The sequence below is a fragment of the Pantoea anthophila genome, assembly GCF_026104315.1.
Classification (GTDB): Bacteria; Pseudomonadota; Gammaproteobacteria; order Enterobacterales; family Enterobacteriaceae; genus Pantoea; species Pantoea anthophila.
Genome location: NZ_CP110473.1, coordinates 1,856,481 through 1,874,119, shown reverse-complemented (window position 1 = coordinate 1,874,119; position 17,639 = coordinate 1,856,481). Strand labels below are relative to the sequence as shown.

Sequence of the window (17,639 nt, the reverse complement as noted above, 5' to 3'; positions counted from 1 at the left end):
GCCGGTTACATCGGCAGCCGCGCGCGCGCTTCATCGAAAAAGTGCTGGGCCAGCGGGGTGGCACGGCCAGGCTCGGCGATAACCAGCGCCGCCTGACGTGCCATGGGTGGCAGCGTGATGGCGCGCTGCTGCAGCCCCTGAAGTGAAGCGGGCAACAGATGCCCCACCGGTGAAACCAGCAGCCCCAGCCCGACCTGAGCGCACTGCATCAACTGCATGACGGACGCGCTCTCGACGATCACCCGTGGCACCAGCCCCGCCTCACGAAAGGCCATGTCGAGATAACGGCGAAAATAGCGGGTCGGCTCCGCCAGGCAGAGCGGCTGTTGCGCCAGATCCGACAGCGCCAGCGGCGTATCACCCACCAGCGCCGGGAAATGGTCAGGATGGAACACCGCTTCAACGCCGCGGTCCGCCAGCAGCTCGGTCTGAAAATGGAGTTCGCGCAGGGTCGCCATCTCAAAAAAGCCGATGCCGACATCCACGGTGTGACTGTTAAGCGCATCCAGCAGCTGATCAGCGCTCAGCACCGCGATGCGGTAGTCGAGTTGCGGATATCTCTCCTGGACCACTTTCAGCAGCAGCGGCAGGGCCATGCTGCACTGCGGAACCACTCCCACCCGCAGCGTGCCGTTTACCCCATGTTTCAGTGATTCGACTTCCAGCTTCAGCCCCTGATATACCGAAACGATTTCCCGCGCCCATGCCAGCACGCGATCGCCCTCTGGCGTAAATCCGGCGAAGTTATTACTGCGGTTAATCAGCGGCAGGCCCAGCTCTCGCTCCAGATTTTTCAGGCGCATAGATAGTGTTGGCTGTGTAACGAAACTGGCTTCTGCTGCGCGCCCGAAATGGCGTTCGCGCTCCAGGTTACACAAATAAATCAGTTGTTTAATGTCGATTTTAATTACCAATCAATTAGTCAGGTGTTAATTAAATTTCCATCTAGTGTTTTACGTACTACGCGATGTACTAAATGAAATTTCACCTCAGATTTCTTTTCTTCTCACATCATACTATGCCTGTTGCAGGTGAGCTTCAAATTGTGGGTCGGTTTGACTTTAACACTGACAGAACTTCAGCTGTAACCTTACCCAACACGATGATGCCCTGTAGTGCATGAACCTGTATCGTCTCGCCATCAGTAATTCCCTTTTGATAAGTACTGCGTTGATAAACAGCAGTATCGATAGATGGATCTAATCAAGGCGAATCAGCAGGCACAATTGTAAAGCTGCGGCTGGTGCTGAATTTATGTTCTACAGCACGGGCGCTGCCTCGTTTTACATGGCGAACATACATAACGTGCTCACGCTTCGCTATTGCCATATTCATCACTATCTATTGGACCGAAACACTGTATGGTGCGACTGTCAGCGAATGCTGATACTGAGATTTTTCCTTTTTGTGCCAATTCATGCCTGCTTAACGCGGGCTTTTTTGCGCTTTGATTTAGGTGAATAAACAACCATTAAAAGCGAGACATAAGAGCTAAATTTTTTCTACGGCAAGGCGATACCTGTTATGAGGTTTTTCCTCTCTGCAATGTACTGGTAAATTTTGTGGTCGCTCGCCTTTGGTGGGCTTTTTTCTGCCTGCTCTTCCCAGCGGCCACCCGCACCTGCCCCCCGCCGCCCCCTGAAAGAGGCGCGGTTGAGTCATTGCACGGTCGGCGGTTTTTTATAAGGTAGAGATATTTTGAATTAAGGTATTGTATGACTTAATAGGATAATGTTGTTGCTGATTTGCAGAACGGGAAAGTTTATGAGGATGAAAAAAATGCTGGGCTTGTTCAAAAAAGATAAATCGGATAATTATGTGGGATCAGTCCTTAACATTCCTTCTTCGTCCGAAAAATGGCTTCCGGTTTTACAGGTTGCTGTAGGAGGCTTAACCGAAGTTGGCTTTTCCCATCAACAAAATCATTTATTGTTAGTCGTATCATCCTCTGGGCGCAGTGTATATAACTGTATTAATGGTGAAAAGCTTGCCAGAGAATACGATGAATATTCAGACTGGTATTCTCCCTTAAGCCTTTCCTGTAAAGGGATTGGCCCTTTATCTCATGAAGACATCTCGATTTGTGGATTATGCGGTGGCGGTTTACCAATGTATAACCGTTATGGCGAAAGTTTAGTCCGCGTAGCTCCGGAATGGCCTATTGAATTACTAATATGGTGTCCGATAAACAAAGATGCTTTAGCGACTGGTCATCAGGATGGTTGTATCACACTTGCCAGGGACTATTTCATTTGCGCCGGGTTTTCATGGGATGGTGAGTTTATAGTTTCTGCTACAAGTAGTGATTTTACAGTTTGGTGTAGAAAATAATGCTCTTCTTCGTGTAAATAACCTTCAACGCCCTACCTTTTCAAATGTTGCAGTCAGCTCATGCTGATTGCCATTCTTATTTAGTGACCATGATCGGCACGCATACAGTCTTTGCAATCCAGTATCAGATGGCGTCCAGCAGAATGCCTCAACAGCCATAGCCATTCGCACTTTCAGTAATGCTTCGGCCTGTTTGGCTATGTCAGGGCGTATGCACTTAGCATCATCGAAGCCTGTTAATGACCTATTGACACAGGTTATTATCATGGGCGCTTGCAGAATTGTGCTGGAGACTTCCAATTGGTCTGCAAATAAGACAAGGAGTGTATGATATGCCCGTTATCCCGCATGAAGTGGAGATGCAGCAGCCTGAGAGCCAGCGTGAATATTTCAGGCAGAGATGGCAGCATGACAGGAACGTCTCTCTACATTACCCTCGCGACACTGACGCGATCTATCAGAAAGAGGAAGGTAAGTGATCATCCTTTTCATTCCGTCCCTTATCAGCCTGCTTGTCTCTAAAGCCGAGGAGAAAGGCTCTCCTTTGACTAAAGAGGAGGTGTTGGCTATTCGTGATAATGCCACGGCTATTGTCACGGATGCTGAAGGAGTTTTAGCTGTGGCTGAGCGTCGTGGGTATCAGGATATCGACCCGGAACATTGCTGGGAGGAATGGCTGGACTTTAATAAGCAGGCTTGAGGTTCACAACATGGGGCCGATGAGTTTTCTAAGGTGAGCGGCCCCGGCTTATCAGATTTTACTCAGCAACTGCCGGGCCATCAGCTTGCCGTCTTTACCGGCCGCCGGAAAATGGCGTTCAGCGCCAGGCAGATCAGGCCGAACCCCACCAGCAGCAGAAAGTCGTAGCTGAGCAGCCTGTAGAGCCCTATTCCGGCTATGCCGCCCGCCAGGAATGCGAGCAGCGTCAGCACATGCAGCCGCAACCGGCTCAGGTAGAGCGGCGCCTCTTTCGGGGAGATTTTACGCCGCAGCACCTCAAACAACATCGCCAGCTCAATCCCGATATCGGTCGCCGTGCCGGAGACATGGGTGGTACGGACGCGGGCGTCCGAAATCCGTGTCACCACCGCATTCTGCAGCCCCATCAGAAAACTGAGGCTCAGGATTAACACCACGCCCGGCGACAGCGGCGGAAAATGATTTTCTATCACCCCCAGTACCATCAGCGCAGCGCCTTCAGCCAGGATGACAAAGGCATAAATAGTGCGGATGTTTCTGCGGCGACCGGAATTGATAACCAAGGTGGAGAGCGCCGACCCGGCGATGAAGAGGATGACGATGGCGAGAAAAAAGAGGCCGGTTCCCGGATTCGCTTTTGCCAGATGATCGGAGAGCAGCGAGACATTGCCGGTCATGTTGGCAGAAAAGAAACCGACAATCTCAAAGGCGGCGGTGTTCAGCGCCCCCGCAGCGGCCGCCAGCGTACAGGCCAGACGGGTGTCGGCGCTGTGGCTGCGGGCACTTTCTGTACTGATTAGCATGACCACCACATATTCAGAGGAAAGCCTTATCATCCGCCGTTTCCCGGCCGGCGACAAGGCGCTGAATCAAACTCTCCCGACGCACTGACCTCAGGGCAATCTGCCCGGATAACATGCCTTACCGGAAGCAGGTTCCGCGCGGCACTGGCGCCGCGCGGAACCGCCGGTTAATGGCTGGCGAGACGGAACGTGGATACCGACTGCGTCAGGTACTGCACCTGCTCTTCCAGCGAGGCGGAGGCCGCTGCAGACTCCTGCACCAGCGCCGAGTTCTGCTGCGTCACGCTGTCCATTTCGGTCACGGCCTGTTCAATCTGACCGATACCGCGACTCTGTTCATCTGACGCGGTAGAGATATGCTCCATCAGCAGGTTAACCTGGCTCACTGAGGAGATAATCGCGCTCATCGCCTCACCCGTGCGGCTGACCTGATCAGAACCGGCGTGAATGATGGCGACCGATTCGGCAATCAGGCTCTCGATCTCTTTAGCGGCCGTGGCGCTGCGCTGCGCCAGGTTCCGGACTTCGCCCGCCACCACCGCAAAACCGCGACCCTGCTCCCCGGCACGGGCCGCTTCCACCGCTGCGTTCAGCGCCAGAATATTGGTCTGAAAAGCGATGCTGTCGATAACGGTGGTGATCTCTTCAATCTTCTTCGAGCTGGCGTTAATCAGCCCCATTGAGACCACCACTTCCTGCGACACTTTCTCACCGCTTTCGGCATTTTTCACCGCTTCACTGGTCAGGCGGCAGGCTTCAAAGACGTTTTCGGTATTCTGTTTCACCGTTGCGCCCAGCTGCTCCATGCTGGCGGCGGTCTCGGTCAGCGCGGCAGCCTGCTGCTCGGTGCGTGAGGCGAGATCGATGTTGCCCGCAGCAATTTCCTGTGATGCGGTGGAGACGGATCGGGTCGAGTCACGAACCTGCAGAATGATAGAGGTCAGCGCGCTGCGCATCTGCTCCAGCGAGCCCATCAGCAGCTGAATTTCACTGCGGGAGTTCGCCCTGACCGGGACGCTGCTGTCCAGCACGCCCGCCGCAATCAGCCTGCAGTGTTCCTGCGCATCATTCAGCGGAGAGAGCACGTAGCGCTTCATGAAGATGTAGATCGCGATGATGATGGCAAAAAAGAGCACGCCAAACAGTCCCAGCAGGGTAATGCCGGTGGTGAAATGACTCTGCGCATCACTGTTGAGTTTTCTGGCGTAGGTTTCATGCTGCGCCAGCACCCGATCCAGAATAATTTCATACTGGCGATCCAGACGCACCACGGTGGCAATCTGGTTTTTGAATCGCAGCTGGTCGTGCGCTTCTGCTGCCTCAATTAACGGCTGCAGGCCCTGCTGGCGATAGGCCTGATAGGCCTGACGATAGGCTTCCGCTTCAGCCTCTTCGCCCGGCAGACGCGGCGCGTTCATATAGGCTTCAAACGCCGCATCCGCCTTACCGGCAACGGTGCGAACGCTGTCCAGCGTGGCCGGGTTATTCGCCTCACTGCCCTCTATCGACTTCATGTACTCCATCAGGCGGACACGCAGCGTACGGCTGTGGTTGATAGGGTCGATCACCGACAGCACAACGCGGATCTCTTTGTTAACCGCATTCAGGGAGTGATTGCTCTGAACAAGCAGCCAGGTACTGATTGCCACGCTGGTAAGAAACAGCGCCAGCAGGAAAGAAAAAATAATCAGGGAGGACTTTTTTAACGACATCGCTACGTTCCGGAAATTGGGAGGATTAGTGGCTATATCGGCAAAAAAAAGCAGCCCATTAGGGCTGAACTTTTTTTAGTTACAATAAGCGGAGCGGCAGCGTGCAGCCTTTCTCCCCCTTTCCGGCAGACCGCCCGCTGATGACCCGAAACAGGCTGTCGCTAAGCCACGCCTAGCGCCCGCTTTACCTCACTGGCGACTTTCTCAACCTGCGGCCCGTAAATCACCTGAACATCATGCTCGCTGACGCGATTGACGCCGTTGGCACCGGTGCTCATCAGCGTCTGATCCACCACCTGATTCATCTCTCTGACCCGGACCCGCAGTCGGGTAAAGCAGCAATCGACATCCTCGATATTGGCCTGCCCGCCCAGCCCGCTGATAATCACCTGAGTGCGCTCATCCGCCGCGACCTGCTGCGGTTTCTCCTCTTCCGATTCCCGGCCCGGCGTTTCGACATGCATCCGGGTGATCACCAGCCGGAAAGCGTAGTAGTAGAGCGGCGCGTAGATGGCCCCCAGCGCCAGTGTCCACCACCAGTGCGTTTTCGCCCCGCCCAGCATGCCGAACACCACCAGGTCGATGATGCCGCCCTGCACATTGCCAATCATCAGGTGCAGCATCGACATCAGCATGAAGGAGAGACCGGTCAGGAAGGCGTGCAGGAGATAGAGTACCGGCGAGACAAAAATAAAGCAGAACTCGAGCGGTTCCGTAATACCGGTCGTGAATGAGGTCAGCGCGCCCGCCATCACCAGCGCTTTGACCCGCTGTTTATGCTCTGGCCGTGCGGTGTGATAGATCGCCAGGGCAGCGGCGGGCAGGCCAAACATCATGACCGGAATTTTACCCTGCGCCAGAAACTGCGTGGCGGTGCGCAGCGTCGCATCCGGGATCGACCCCGGATGGGTCAGCGACGCGTTGAAGATGTTGAGCGCACCGACAATGGTCTGGCCATCGACCACGGCCATACCGCCGATCGGGGTGAAGCGAACGGTTTCGTTGAGGATATGGTGCAGGCCGGTGGGGATCAGAATGCGTTCAAATGCCCCCAGCAGGAACGCGCCATACTGGCCACTTTTGCCGATCATCGCGCCGATCCAGGCGATTCCCTGGCCGATGGTCGGCCAGACCAGCGCCAGCAGTACCCCCACCAGCGGCAGGCAGACGACGGTGACGATTGGCACAAAACGCCGCCCGCCAAAAAAACTGATCGCGGTGGGCAGTTGCTGGGTGTAAAAGCGGTTGTGCAGCGCGACCGTTATCAGCCCGGCAATCACCCCACCCAGCACGCTCATGTTGTAGGTAAAGACCCCCAGCATGCTGATATATTCCGCCGAGGTCATCATCGCCGTCGTCTGATCCATCCCCGCCTGCTGCAGAGCGGCCGGTGTGGTGGTGGCGGCCGTGATCCCTTTGGCCGCCAGGGTGGCGCTGATGCCGACATTCATCACGATGTAGCCAATCACCGCAGCAAACGCGGCGGTGGGCTTCTCCGCTTTTGCCAGCCCGATAGCACTCGCCACGGCAAAGAAGAGCGGCAGGTTTGTAAACAGCGCACCGGCGATCTTGCGGATAAAGCCGATGATGACCTGCGGCACCGCCATCTGAACAAACGCCTCACCGGTCACCGCCGGGTTCTGCATCGCCGCCGCCAGCCCGAGAAAGATCCCTGCGGCGGCGATCACTGAGATTGGCATCATTAGCGCTTTGCCGAACGCGTGGATCTGGCTGGTCAGCTGTTTCATGGTGTCGCGCCCTCTCTGATGATAAACAGCAAGTATTAGCCCGTTACCGGGAGAACTCCCGTTATCAGCACGTTAAAACTGGGTAAAATCTGACCAGCATCACACTTCTGGCCGATGCACGATAAACGCCAGCTATCGCACCATTATGTCAATCAATTAGACAAGGTATGACGATAATTGCACACTCCCCTTCACCATCAGGCTATAACCTGATAACAATCATCAAACAATTATTCCTACTATAAAAAGCCTGCACTCAATATGAAATTTAAACGCCAAATCAAACCCTACCGCGCGGCTGCGGGCGGCTGGGGTTCACTGGAAGCCACCACGCGTTTCGTTCTTGACAGCAAAGCGGCCCTGAAAAATATGCGCAACCTGATGCGCATGAACAAAGCACGCGGTTTTGACTGTCCGGGCTGCGCCTGGGGTGATGACAATAAAAGTACCTTCAGCTTCTGCGAAAACGGCGCCAAAGCGGTGACCTGGGAAGCGACACGCCGGGTGGTTGATACCGACTTTTTCGCCCGCCACAGCGTAACCACCCTCTACACCCAGAGTGACTACTTCCTGGAATATCAGGGTCGTCTGACGCATCCGCTGCGCTACAACGCCGAAACTGACCATTATGAGCCGATCAGCTGGGACGACGCCTTTGCGCTGATCGCGCAGCACATTAAGGCGATGGACAATCCGGATCAGATGGAGCTTTACACCTCCGGTCGCGCCAGCAATGAAGCCTCCTGGCTCTATCAGCTGTTTGGTCGCCTGGTGGGCACCAATAACTTCCCTGACTGCTCCAATATGTGTCACGAAGCCAGCGGCACCGGGCTGAAGCGCAGCATTGGCGTCGGTAAAGGCACCATTCGTCTGGACGATTTTGACCATGCGGATGCGATTTTTGTCTTTGGTCAGAATCCCGGCACTAACCATCCGCGCATGCTGCACAGCCTGCGTCACGCTGCCGACCACGGCGCAAAAATCGTGACCTTTAACACCCTGCGCGAACGCGGTCTGGAGCGCTTTGCCGATCCACAGAAACCGCTGGAAGTGGTGACCTCTAAAGCCGGCACCATCAGCTCCTCCTACTATCAGCCGAATCTGGGCGGAGATATGGCCGCCGTGCGCGGCATGGTGAAATCCCTGCTGGAAACCCACCGTGCCCGCCTGGCGGCAGGTGAAAGCGGCCTGTTCGATCAGACCTTTATCAATGCCAAAACCAACGGCATTGAGGCCTACCTTGACGCCGTAGACAACACCAGCTGGATGCAGATTGTGGCGCAGTCGGGCCTGACGCAGGCGCAAATCCGTGAAGCAGCGGCCATCTATCAGAGCGCTGACCGGGTGATCTGCACCTGGGCGATGGGGATCACACAGCACAAGCATTCGGTAGACACGGTGCGTGAAATCACCAACCTGCAGCTGCTGTTTGGCCAGCTGGGCAAAAAAGGCGCAGGTCTCTGCCCGGTGCGCGGTCACAGTAACGTGCAGGGCAACCGGACGATGGGCATTGATGAGAAACCGACGCAGGCGTTCCTGGATGCGCTGGGCAACCATTTTGGTTTCGAGCCACCGCGTGCCGCGGGCCACAACACCGTTGAAGCGCTGAATGCCATGCTGCGTGATGAAGTCAAAGTGCTGATTGCGCTGGGTGGCAACCTGGCCGCGGCGGCGCCCGATTCACCGCGCACGGAAGAGGCGTTATCGCGCTGTGGTCTGACCGTACACATCAGCACCAAGCTGAACCGCAGCCACCTGGTGCCGGGTCATGAAGGGCTGATTCTGCCGACGCTGGGCCGCACGGAACGTGACCGCCAGGCAACCGGCAATCAGTTTATTACCGTCGAAGACTCGTTCAGCATGGTGCACGCCTCCGAAGGGATCGGCATTCCGCTGGCGGAAACGCAGCGCTCTGAAACGGCCATCGTCGCCGGGATCGCGCAGGCGGTGCTGGGTGATGACAAAGTGAAGTGGCGCGACCTGGCGGGTGACTACAACCTGATCCGCGATCATATCGCCGCGACCATTCCGGGCTTTGCCGACTTTAACGCGAAATGCGATATCCCTGGCGGGTTCTACCTGGGCAATGCCGCTGCAGAGTTACGCTTCAATACGCCGAGCCAGAAAGCGGAATTTAATGCGTCGATGCTGCCGGACTCACTGTTCCCGGCGCTGGATCAGGCGGTGCCGTTCACCCTGCAGACCCTGCGTTCACACGACCAGTACAACACCACCATCTACGGCCTCGATGACCGTTATCGTGGCGTGTTTGGTCAGCGCGAAGTGGTGTTTATCAATCCGGACGATATGGCGGATCTGGGCTTTACCGAAGGCCAGAATGTCGATATCGAAACGCTGTGGAATGATGGCATCACCCGTCGCGTCAGCGGTTTCAAACTGGTTCCTTATAATATTCCGCGCGGAAATCTGGCGGCCTACTATCCGGAAACCAACCCGCTGGTGCCGCTGAACAGCTTTGGTGATGGCAGCGGTACACCGACCTCCAAATCGGTGCCCGTGAAGCTGGAACTCTCCCTGGCACAGGCCGATCAGCGCATCGCCTGATCCCCTGTCAGCCCCTCTGAAAAGCCGGTTCGTCCGGCTTTTTGCCTTGCCGCGCGGCGTCGATTCGCGTAAAACTGTCAGCCGCATTCAGGCCACGAAACGTAAAAATTATGTTCCAGGATAACCCGCTGCTCGCGCAGCTGAAAGAGAAGCTCCATTCACAGACACCACGTGCAGAAGGCGTGGTAAAAGGCACCGAAAAAGGCTTCGGCTTTCTGGAAGTCGATGCGCAGAAAAGTTACTTCATTCCGCCTCCGCAGATGAAGAAAGTGATGCATGGCGATCGTATCGTCGCCGTGATCCACACCGATAAAGACCGCGAAAGTGCTGAACCGGAAACCCTGGTTGAGCCGTTCCTGAGCCGTTTTGTCGGCCGGGTACAGAAGAAAGACGATCGCCTGTCGATCGTGCCGGACCATCCCCTGCTGAAAGAGGCTATCCCGTGCCGCCCGGCGCGCGATGTCAGCCATGATTTTGAGAATGGCGACTGGGCTGTCGCTGAAATGCGTCGTCATCCTCTGAAAGGCGACCGCGGTTTTTACGCCGAAATCACCGATTTTATCGTCAAAGCGGATGACCATCTGGCGCCGTGGTGGGTGACGCTGTCGCGTCACAACCTTGAGCGTGAAGCGCCGGATGTCAGCTTTGGCGAGATGATGGATGAGAATCTGACGCGCGAAGATCTGACCGCGCTCAATTTTGTCACCATTGACAGCGCCAGCACCCAGGATATGGATGATGCGCTTTATGTGGAAGCGCAGGCGGATGGCTCGCTCTCCCTGACCATCGCTATCGCCGACCCGACCGCTTATGTCGCGGAAGGCAGTCAGCTGGATAAGCTGGCAGCGAAGCGCGCCTTCACCAACTACCTGCCGGGCTTTAACATCCCGATGCTTCCGCGCGAACTCTCTGATGATGTCTGCTCGCTGCGTCCGAATGTCCGCCGTCCGGCGCTGGCCTGCCGCGTCACCGTGGCCGCCGATGGCAGCTTGGCGGATGATGTCACCTTCTTTGCGGCCTGGATCGAGTCCAAAGCCAAGCTGGCTTATGACGACGTTTCTGACTGGCTGGAAAACAGCGGCAGCTGGCAGCCGGACAGTGACGCGATTGCAGAACAGATTCGTCTGCTGCATCGTCTCTGCCAGGCGCGCAGCGAGTGGCGTCAGACCCACGCGCTGGTGTTCAAAGATCGTCCTGACTACCGCTTCCTGCTGGGAGAAAAAGGTGAAGTGCTGGAGATCGTCGCGGAACCGCGTCGCATCGCTAACCGCATCGTTGAAGAGGCGATGATCCTGGCAAACATCTGTGCGGCGAAGGTGCTGCGTGACCGTCTCGGCTTTGGTATTTACAACGTCCATGCCGGTTTCGATGCCACCAATGCTGAACAGGCCGCAGCAGTGCTGGCGAATCATGGCATCACCGTGGATGCTCAGGCGATTACTACCCTGGAAGGCTTCCGCGTGCTGCGTCGTGAACTCGATGCCCAGCCGACGCCGTTCCTCGACAGCCGCATCCGTCGCTTCCAGACCTTTGCCGAGATCAGCACCGAGCCGGGCCCGCACTTCGGGCTGGGACTGGAGGCGTACGCCACCTGGACCTCACCCATCCGTAAGTTTGGCGACATGATCAACCATCGCCTGCTGAAAGCGATCATCCGTGGCGAGACGATCGCCCGTCCGGACGATGCCGTGACGGTCACGATGAGCGAGCGCCGTCGTCTGAACCGCATGGCCGAACGTGATGTGGGTGACTGGCTCTACGCCCGTTATCTTGCGCCGTTTGCAGGCACCGATCGTCGCTTCAGCGCCGAGATCATCGACGTGTCACGCGGCGGTATGCGCGTTCGTCTGCTGGAGTATGGCGCGGTGGCCTTTATCCCTGCTCCGTTCATTCACGCGGTGCGTGATGAGATGGTCTGTAGCCAGGAAAATGGCAGCGTTCAGATTAAAGGCGACGTGGTTTATCGTGTGACTGACGTGATTGATGTCACCATCGCCGAAGTCCGCATGGAAACCCGCAGCGTCGTGGCGCGTCCCGCCGTCTGAGTTCCAGCTGACTTACGCCATCTGGCGGGATAACTCCGGTTATCCCGCCCGTTCCCGCCCCCGTTCAGGTTGTAAACAGGTTATATTTGTACCCCGCTTCACACTTCTCCACTGATTAACTTTCACTTACATTCCATTACATTAAGTTTAACTCGTTGTTTTCGATCGCCTTCCTCTCGATCCCTACAAGGAGTTAGTCATGAAAAACGTCAAAACCAGCGCGATCTGGTTAGTGGTGGCGTTAATCGGCGCAGGCGCTTTTGCCATGCTGGCCCTCAGCCGCGGCGAACACGTCAACGCAGTCTGGCTGGTGATAGCCGCTGTCGCCTGTTACAGCATCGCGTATCGTTTCTACAGCCTGTTTATTGCCCGTAATATCTTCGAGCTGGACGACCGCCGGATGACCCCGGCCGAGCGGCTGAGCGACGGGCTGGATTATGTCCCGACCAATAAATGGGTGCTGTTCGGTCATCACTTTGCGGCGATTGCCGGTGCCGGTCCCCTGGTCGGGCCGATTCTGGCGGCGCAGATGGGCTTTCTGCCCGGTACTATCTGGATCCTTGTGGGGGTAATGCTGGCGGGCGCGGTTCAGGATTTCCTGATCCTGTTTATCTCAACCCGCCGGGATGGTCGTTCGCTGGGTGAGATGGCCCGTCAGGAGCTCGGCGCGTTTGCCGGTGTGGTGACCATGCTCGGCGCGCTGGGCGTGATGATCATTATCCTGTCGGCGCTGGCGCTGGTGGTGGTGAAGGCGCTGGCTAACAGTCCGTGGGGGCTGTTTACGATAGCCGCGACCATTCCTATCGCGCTGTTTATGGGCATCTACATGCGCTTTATCCGTCCGGGTAAAATCGCGGAGGTATCGCTGATTGGCTTTGTGCTGATGATGGCGGCGATTATCTATGGCGGCGATGTGGCGCAACACCCCTACTGGGGCCCCTTCTTCACCCTGAAAGGCACCACGCTGACCTGGGTGCTGGTCATCTACGGCTTTATCGCCTCAGTGCTGCCGGTCTGGCTGCTGCTGGCACCGCGTGACTATCTCTCGACCTTTCTCAAAATCGGCGTGATTGTCGGCCTGGCGGTGGGCATTGTCTTTGCCATGCCGGAGATGAAAATGCCGGCGGTGACCCGCTTTATCGACGGCACCGGCCCGGTCTTCTCCGGGGCGATGTTCCCCTTCCTGTTTATTACCATCGCCTGTGGCGCGATCTCAGGCTTCCATGCACTGGTGTCCAGCGGCACCACGCCTAAACTGGTGGAGCGCGAAAGCCATATCCGCTTTATTGGCTACGGCGCGATGCTGATGGAATCTTTTGTGGCCATTATGGCGCTGATCTGCGCCTCGGTGCTGGACCCCGGCGTCTACTTTGCCATGAACTCGCCAGCGGCGCTGATTGGTACCTCCGTGGAGAGCGCCTCACAGGTGATTAACGGCTGGGGCTTTGTGGTGACGCCTGAAATGCTGAGCGGCATCGCCCGTGACGTGGGCGAAGGCTCGATTCTGTCGCGCGCCGGCGGTGCACCGACCTTCGCCGTGGGCATGGCCCATATCATCACCGAGATCTTTAACAGCCGGGCGATGATGGCGTTCTGGTACCACTTCGCCATCCTGTTTGAAGCGCTGTTTATCCTGACTGCGGTCGATGCCGGCACCCGCGCCTGCCGTTTTATGGTGCAGGATCTTGTGGGCACCGTGGTGCCTTCCATGGCGAACAACCGTTCCTGGCTGGGCAATATGGCGGGCACCACCGTCGCCGTTGCGGGCTGGGGGTTCTTTGTTTATCAGGGCGTGGTGGATCCACTGGGCGGCATTAATACGCTCTGGCCACTGTTCGGTATCGGTAATCAGATGCTGGCGTCGATGGCGTTGATCCTCGGCACCGTCGTGCTGTTCAAGATGAAAAAGCAGCGCTACGCCTGGGTCACCATCCTGCCCACCGTCTGGCTGTTTATCACCTCCATGACCGCAGGCTGGCAGAAAATCTTCCATGAGAAACCCGCTATCGGCTTCCTGGCGCAGGCCAGCAAGTTCCGCAAAGGCGTGGAGGACGGCGTGATCATCGCCCCGGCAAAAAGCGTGGCGGACATGCAGACCATCGTGTTCAGCAATCAGATCAACGCGGCGCTGTGTGCCTTTTTTATGCTGGTGGCCGTAACGATGCTGATCGCCGCGTTCTTTGTTATCCGCAAGGCGCTGCGCAGTGACACCCCAACCACCCATGAGTCATCGGTGGCGCTGCGTAACAAGGAGGTGCGCCATGTCTGATGCGATTCATCAGTTCCAGCGGCCGCAGGGGAAATGGCAGATTATCGGCTGTCATCCCCTTACGGCCTCTGCTCCTGTCGCGTTCAGCTGGCGCGGCTTCTGGCGCGGCCTGCAGCAGTGCTTTCGCTTAATGGTCGGGGTACAGGATTATGAAACATATCTGCAGCATATGCGGCAGCATCATCCTGGCCAGCCGACGATGAACGAGCGCGATTTCCACCGTTACTGTCTGGATGCGCGCTTCCCGAGTCAGGCGGGAAAACTGGGGAAATGTCCCTGCTGATCATGGCTTAATGCCCCGCACCGCCGGGGCTTTTTTGTGCCATTCTTATCTGGATGGAAAAATATATTTGGTTTGCATCTTGTGCTGGCGTCAGATGATGAATACTGTTGCTAAAATAATGAGATAACGCCTGCAGAGCACTTCCCGGAGGAAGTTTCCATGACCGATGAACAAGGGCAAACCTTGTTGTACACCCTGTTTGGTACAACCAGCCCTCATTGGCGTCTGACCGCGGACAGCGATGCGCTACATTTTGCTGAAGATGAGTCGTCACAGACCAATATCGCCCTGCCGCTGACCCCCGGCCAGGCCGCGATGATTCGCGCGATGCCCGTCATCACGTCAAGCATTAACCTGACCATGACATTGCAGGGCATTGATGTGCCTATGCATTTTGTCGGGCGTAAAGTGAACCAGGCATCCTGGGCAGGCACCGCCTCCGCCTGGGGCGACACCTCGGCGGTTGCACGCGATCTAACGCTGGGACTCTCTTTCGCCGAACAGGTGGTTTCTGAAGCCAACTCGGTGATTGTCATCCTCGACCAGCGCGGCAATATTCAGCGTTTTAACCGTCTCAGTGAAGAATATACCGGCCTGAATGAGCATGAGGTGATTGGCCGCAACGTCTTCCAGCTCTTTATGACCAAACAGGAAGCGTCCCAGTCGCGCCGCAACATTGCGGGCTTCTTTCGCGACGGCAACTCCTATGAGGTCGAACGCTGGGTCAAAACCCGCAAAGGCCAGCGACTCTTTCTGTTTCGTAATAAGTTTGTTCACAGCGGCAGTGGCAAAAATGAAATTTTCCTCATCTGTTCCGGGACCGACATCACCGAGGAGCGTCGGGCTCAGGAACGGCTCCGGGTACTGGCTAACACCGATACGGTGACCGGTTTACCCAATCGTAACGCCATCCATCAACAGATTAGCCTGGCGCTGGAGTGTTCCGGGGGAGATGAGACCGGTGTGGTTTACCTGGATCTCGATAACTTCAAGAAAGTGAATGACGCCTACGGCCATATGTTTGGCGACCAGCTCCTGCAGGCGGTGTCGCTGGCGATCCTGAGCTGTCTGGGCAAAGATCAGACGCTGGGCCGGCTGGGCGGTGATGAGTTTGTGGTGCTGGCCGAGCACACCAGCCAGGCCGCGCTGGAGGCGATGGCCTCACGCATTCTGGAGCGGCTGCGTCAGCCGTTCCGTATTGGCCTGATCGAAGTCTACAGCGGCTGCTCAATCGGCATCGCGTTCGCACCGCTGCATGGCGAAGATCGTGAAAGCCTGATTCGTAATGCGGATACCGCGATGTATCACGCCAAAGAGAACGGTCGCGGCAAATTCTGCGTTTTTGCCGCCGAGATGAACCAGCGGGTTTTTGAATACCTCTGGCTGGATACCAATCTGCGCAAGGCGCTGGAACTCGACCACTTGCTGGTCTACTACCAGCCCAAAATCGACAGCGATGGCGAAGTCCGCAGTGCGGAAGCCCTGGTTCGCTGGAACTCACCGGAACGGGGCCTGGTGTCGCCGGCCGATTTCATTCCCTATGCCGAAGAGTCGGGACTGATTGTGCCGCTGGGCCGCTGGGTGATGCTCAACGTGCTGAAGCAGATCATTGCCTGGCGCCAGGAGGGCATTTTCCTGCGCGTCGCCGTGAATGTCTCAGCCCGCCAGCTGATCGATCAAAGCATCTACACCGACCTGAAACAGGCGCTGCATGAGGCGGGGCTTACCGACTGCCCCATCGACATTGAGCTGACTGAAAGCTGCCTGATTGAGAATGAGACCGAAGCGCTGAAGCTGATGAAGCAGTTTCAGGATCTGGGCGCGAAGATTCATCTTGATGACTTCGGCACCGGTTACTCCTCGCTGTCGCAGCTGGCCCGTGTGCCGATTAATGCCATCAAGCTCGATCAGAGCTTTATCCGCAATATTAGTACGCAGCCGGTTTCCCAGTCGCTGGTGCGCGCCATCGTCGCCGTTGCCAAAGCGCTCGATTTGCAGGTCATCGCGGAAGGCATTGAAACCCCGGATGAAGAGTCGTTTGTTCTCAAAAGTGGTGTGGATGGGCGTCAGGGTTACTACTACGCAAAACCAATGCCCGCGGAGCAATTTGGGCATTGGCTGGCTAAGCATCCTGCCCGCGTTTAACGCTGAGTCCGGTTATCCCGCTTTACGCAGTGATGCGCTGTGGCGGTTTTGTAACTGAACCAGGCGTTCCATGTAAGCAATGTCTTTAGGTTCGAGCGTAAAGGCGTAATCGACCCAATCCTCGGTGATATCCATCAGCTCGGCGCGTGACAACTGCAGCACGCGCTGACGCGCTTTCAGCATCGCCCGGACGCCATTCAGCTTCGGCCGTAAAGTATCGATAAAGGTGCGGGTGGCACGGTAGCTATCGCCCGGCTGGAAGACTTTGTCCACCAGACCGCGCGTTTCATACCACTCTGCACTGTGGGACTCCCCTTCACAGATTAACTCCTCGGCCAGCTTCATGCCGGAACGACGGGCCACCAGCGAGTAACCGCCCATGCCAGGGAACAGGTTAAAGGCGATTTCCGGGAACCCCATCCGCGCATTATTTTGCGCCAGAATGAAGTGATGTGCCAGCGCCGCTTCGAATCCACCGCCTAAGGCACTTCCCTCGATCATCGCCAGCGTTACCGCCCCCGTGTCAAATCCGCGCGCCGCCGAGTGGATGCAGTCCACGCAGGCACGGGCATAGGCCCGCAGCGCCTCACGGCGGTTATTGCGGATGCACTCGACGAAGAAGCGCAGATCGCCACCGGCGTTGAACATCTGCGGCACCAGTGACCCGGTGACCCAGAAATCGATGGGCAGACCAGAACGCTGTGCGGCGTAGCTCAGATTCATGATCTCCTCAATCAGTTCATGGTTGAAACTCGGGCGCGGCTGCGCACGCAGCATCATCCACATCGTCCGACGCCCTTCTTCGTAATAGGCGACTAACTGCGTGGTGTTGCCGGCTTCGGTAAATAATCTGCAAGTGGGTTGGTTAATTACTGTCATTGTCTCATCCTCTGTTTATATTTGATGCGTTTAATACGCGACATCAGCGTAATGCAGAGTGAGGCCAGACCAAATGAGAGATTGATTTACAACACAAAATCCAGAGTGATCCCTGACAGGCTCGTCAGAAATAGATTAGGCACGTTACACATTGTCACC

13 protein-coding genes are annotated in these 17,639 nt (G+C 56.5%); 8 read left to right on the top strand and 5 right to left on the bottom strand.

Annotation, left to right across the window (positions count from 1 at the left end; translation table 11 throughout):
• Positions 1 to 5 precede the first annotated feature (5 nt).
• Entirely contained in the window at positions 6 to 902 is an 897-nt protein-coding gene (locus OJ965_RS11230) for a LysR family transcriptional regulator (protein WP_033736237.1), read from the bottom strand.
• Between the two features lie 868 nt (positions 903 to 1,770).
• Between OJ965_RS11230 and OJ965_RS11225 the strand changes: the two genes are divergently transcribed.
• From OJ965_RS11225 to OJ965_RS11210, 3 genes are all read left to right on the top strand, one after another.
• On the top strand, positions 1,771 to 2,331 hold the full coding sequence (locus OJ965_RS11225; RefSeq protein WP_265139223.1) for a hypothetical protein: 561 nt from the start codon (positions 1,771 to 1,773) through the stop codon (positions 2,329 to 2,331).
• 332 nt (positions 2,332 to 2,663) lie between these two features.
• Entirely contained in the window at positions 2,664 to 2,810 is a 147-nt protein-coding gene (locus OJ965_RS11215; protein WP_265139222.1) for a DNA polymerase III subunit theta, read from the top strand.
• On the top strand, positions 2,807 to 3,031 hold the full coding sequence (locus tag OJ965_RS11210) for a hypothetical protein (RefSeq protein ID WP_140925451.1): 225 nt from the start codon (positions 2,807 to 2,809) through the stop codon (positions 3,029 to 3,031). Before OJ965_RS11215 ends, OJ965_RS11210 begins: the two co-directional genes overlap by 4 nt.
• An 80-nt stretch (positions 3,032 to 3,111) precedes the next feature.
• Here OJ965_RS11210 and OJ965_RS11205 read toward each other — a convergent pair whose 3' ends face one another.
• From OJ965_RS11205 to OJ965_RS11195, 3 genes are all read right to left on the bottom strand, one after another.
• Complete coding sequence (locus tag OJ965_RS11205) at positions 3,112 to 3,834, bottom strand: YoaK family protein (RefSeq protein WP_111207622.1); 723 nt, start codon at positions 3,832 to 3,834, stop codon at positions 3,112 to 3,114.
• 167 nt (positions 3,835 to 4,001) lie between these two features.
• A complete protein-coding gene (locus OJ965_RS11200) occupies positions 4,002 to 5,546 on the bottom strand; it encodes a methyl-accepting chemotaxis protein (protein WP_009089998.1) in 1,545 nt (514 codons plus the stop codon).
• Between the two features lie 161 nt (positions 5,547 to 5,707).
• On the bottom strand, positions 5,708 to 7,294 hold the full coding sequence (locus OJ965_RS11195) for a PTS transporter subunit EIIC (protein ID WP_265139221.1): 1,587 nt from the start codon (positions 7,292 to 7,294) through the stop codon (positions 5,708 to 5,710).
• A gap of 261 nt (positions 7,295 to 7,555) precedes the next feature.
• On the opposite strand from OJ965_RS11195, the gene OJ965_RS11190 reads away from it, so the two are divergent.
• The 5 genes from OJ965_RS11190 to pdeR all read left to right on the top strand — a co-directional run bounded on the left by OJ965_RS11190 (position 7,556) and on the right by pdeR (position 16,601).
• Positions 7,556 to 9,859 (top strand): FdhF/YdeP family oxidoreductase, encoded by a 2,304-nt coding sequence (locus OJ965_RS11190; RefSeq protein ID WP_140028600.1) that lies wholly within the window; start codon positions 7,556 to 7,558, stop codon positions 9,857 to 9,859.
• A gap of 110 nt (positions 9,860 to 9,969) precedes the next feature.
• Positions 9,970 to 11,904 (top strand): exoribonuclease II, encoded by a 1,935-nt coding sequence (locus OJ965_RS11185; RefSeq protein WP_265139220.1) that lies wholly within the window; start codon positions 9,970 to 9,972, stop codon positions 11,902 to 11,904.
• A gap of 199 nt (positions 11,905 to 12,103) precedes the next feature.
• The gene (locus OJ965_RS11180) at positions 12,104 to 14,173 is read left to right on the top strand and encodes a carbon starvation CstA family protein (RefSeq protein WP_265139219.1); all 2,070 of its coding nucleotides are present in this window, start codon (positions 12,104 to 12,106) and stop codon (positions 14,171 to 14,173) included.
• A complete protein-coding gene (locus OJ965_RS11175; protein ID WP_058957884.1) occupies positions 14,166 to 14,456 on the top strand; it encodes a YbdD/YjiX family protein in 291 nt (96 codons plus the stop codon). The genes OJ965_RS11180 and OJ965_RS11175 overlap by 8 nt, the downstream gene beginning before the upstream one ends.
• Before the next feature lie 159 nt (positions 14,457 to 14,615).
• Positions 14,616 to 16,601, top strand: coding sequence for a cyclic di-GMP phosphodiesterase (pdeR, locus tag OJ965_RS11170; protein ID WP_265139218.1), 1,986 nt, complete (start codon positions 14,616 to 14,618; stop codon positions 16,599 to 16,601).
• Between the two features lie 12 nt (positions 16,602 to 16,613).
• On the opposite strand, the gene OJ965_RS11165 is transcribed toward pdeR, so the two are convergent.
• Positions 16,614 to 17,480, bottom strand: a complete 867-nt coding sequence (locus OJ965_RS11165) for a crotonase/enoyl-CoA hydratase family protein (RefSeq protein ID WP_009089985.1) — start codon at positions 17,478 to 17,480, stop codon at positions 16,614 to 16,616.
• Positions 17,481 to 17,639 lie beyond the last annotated feature (159 nt).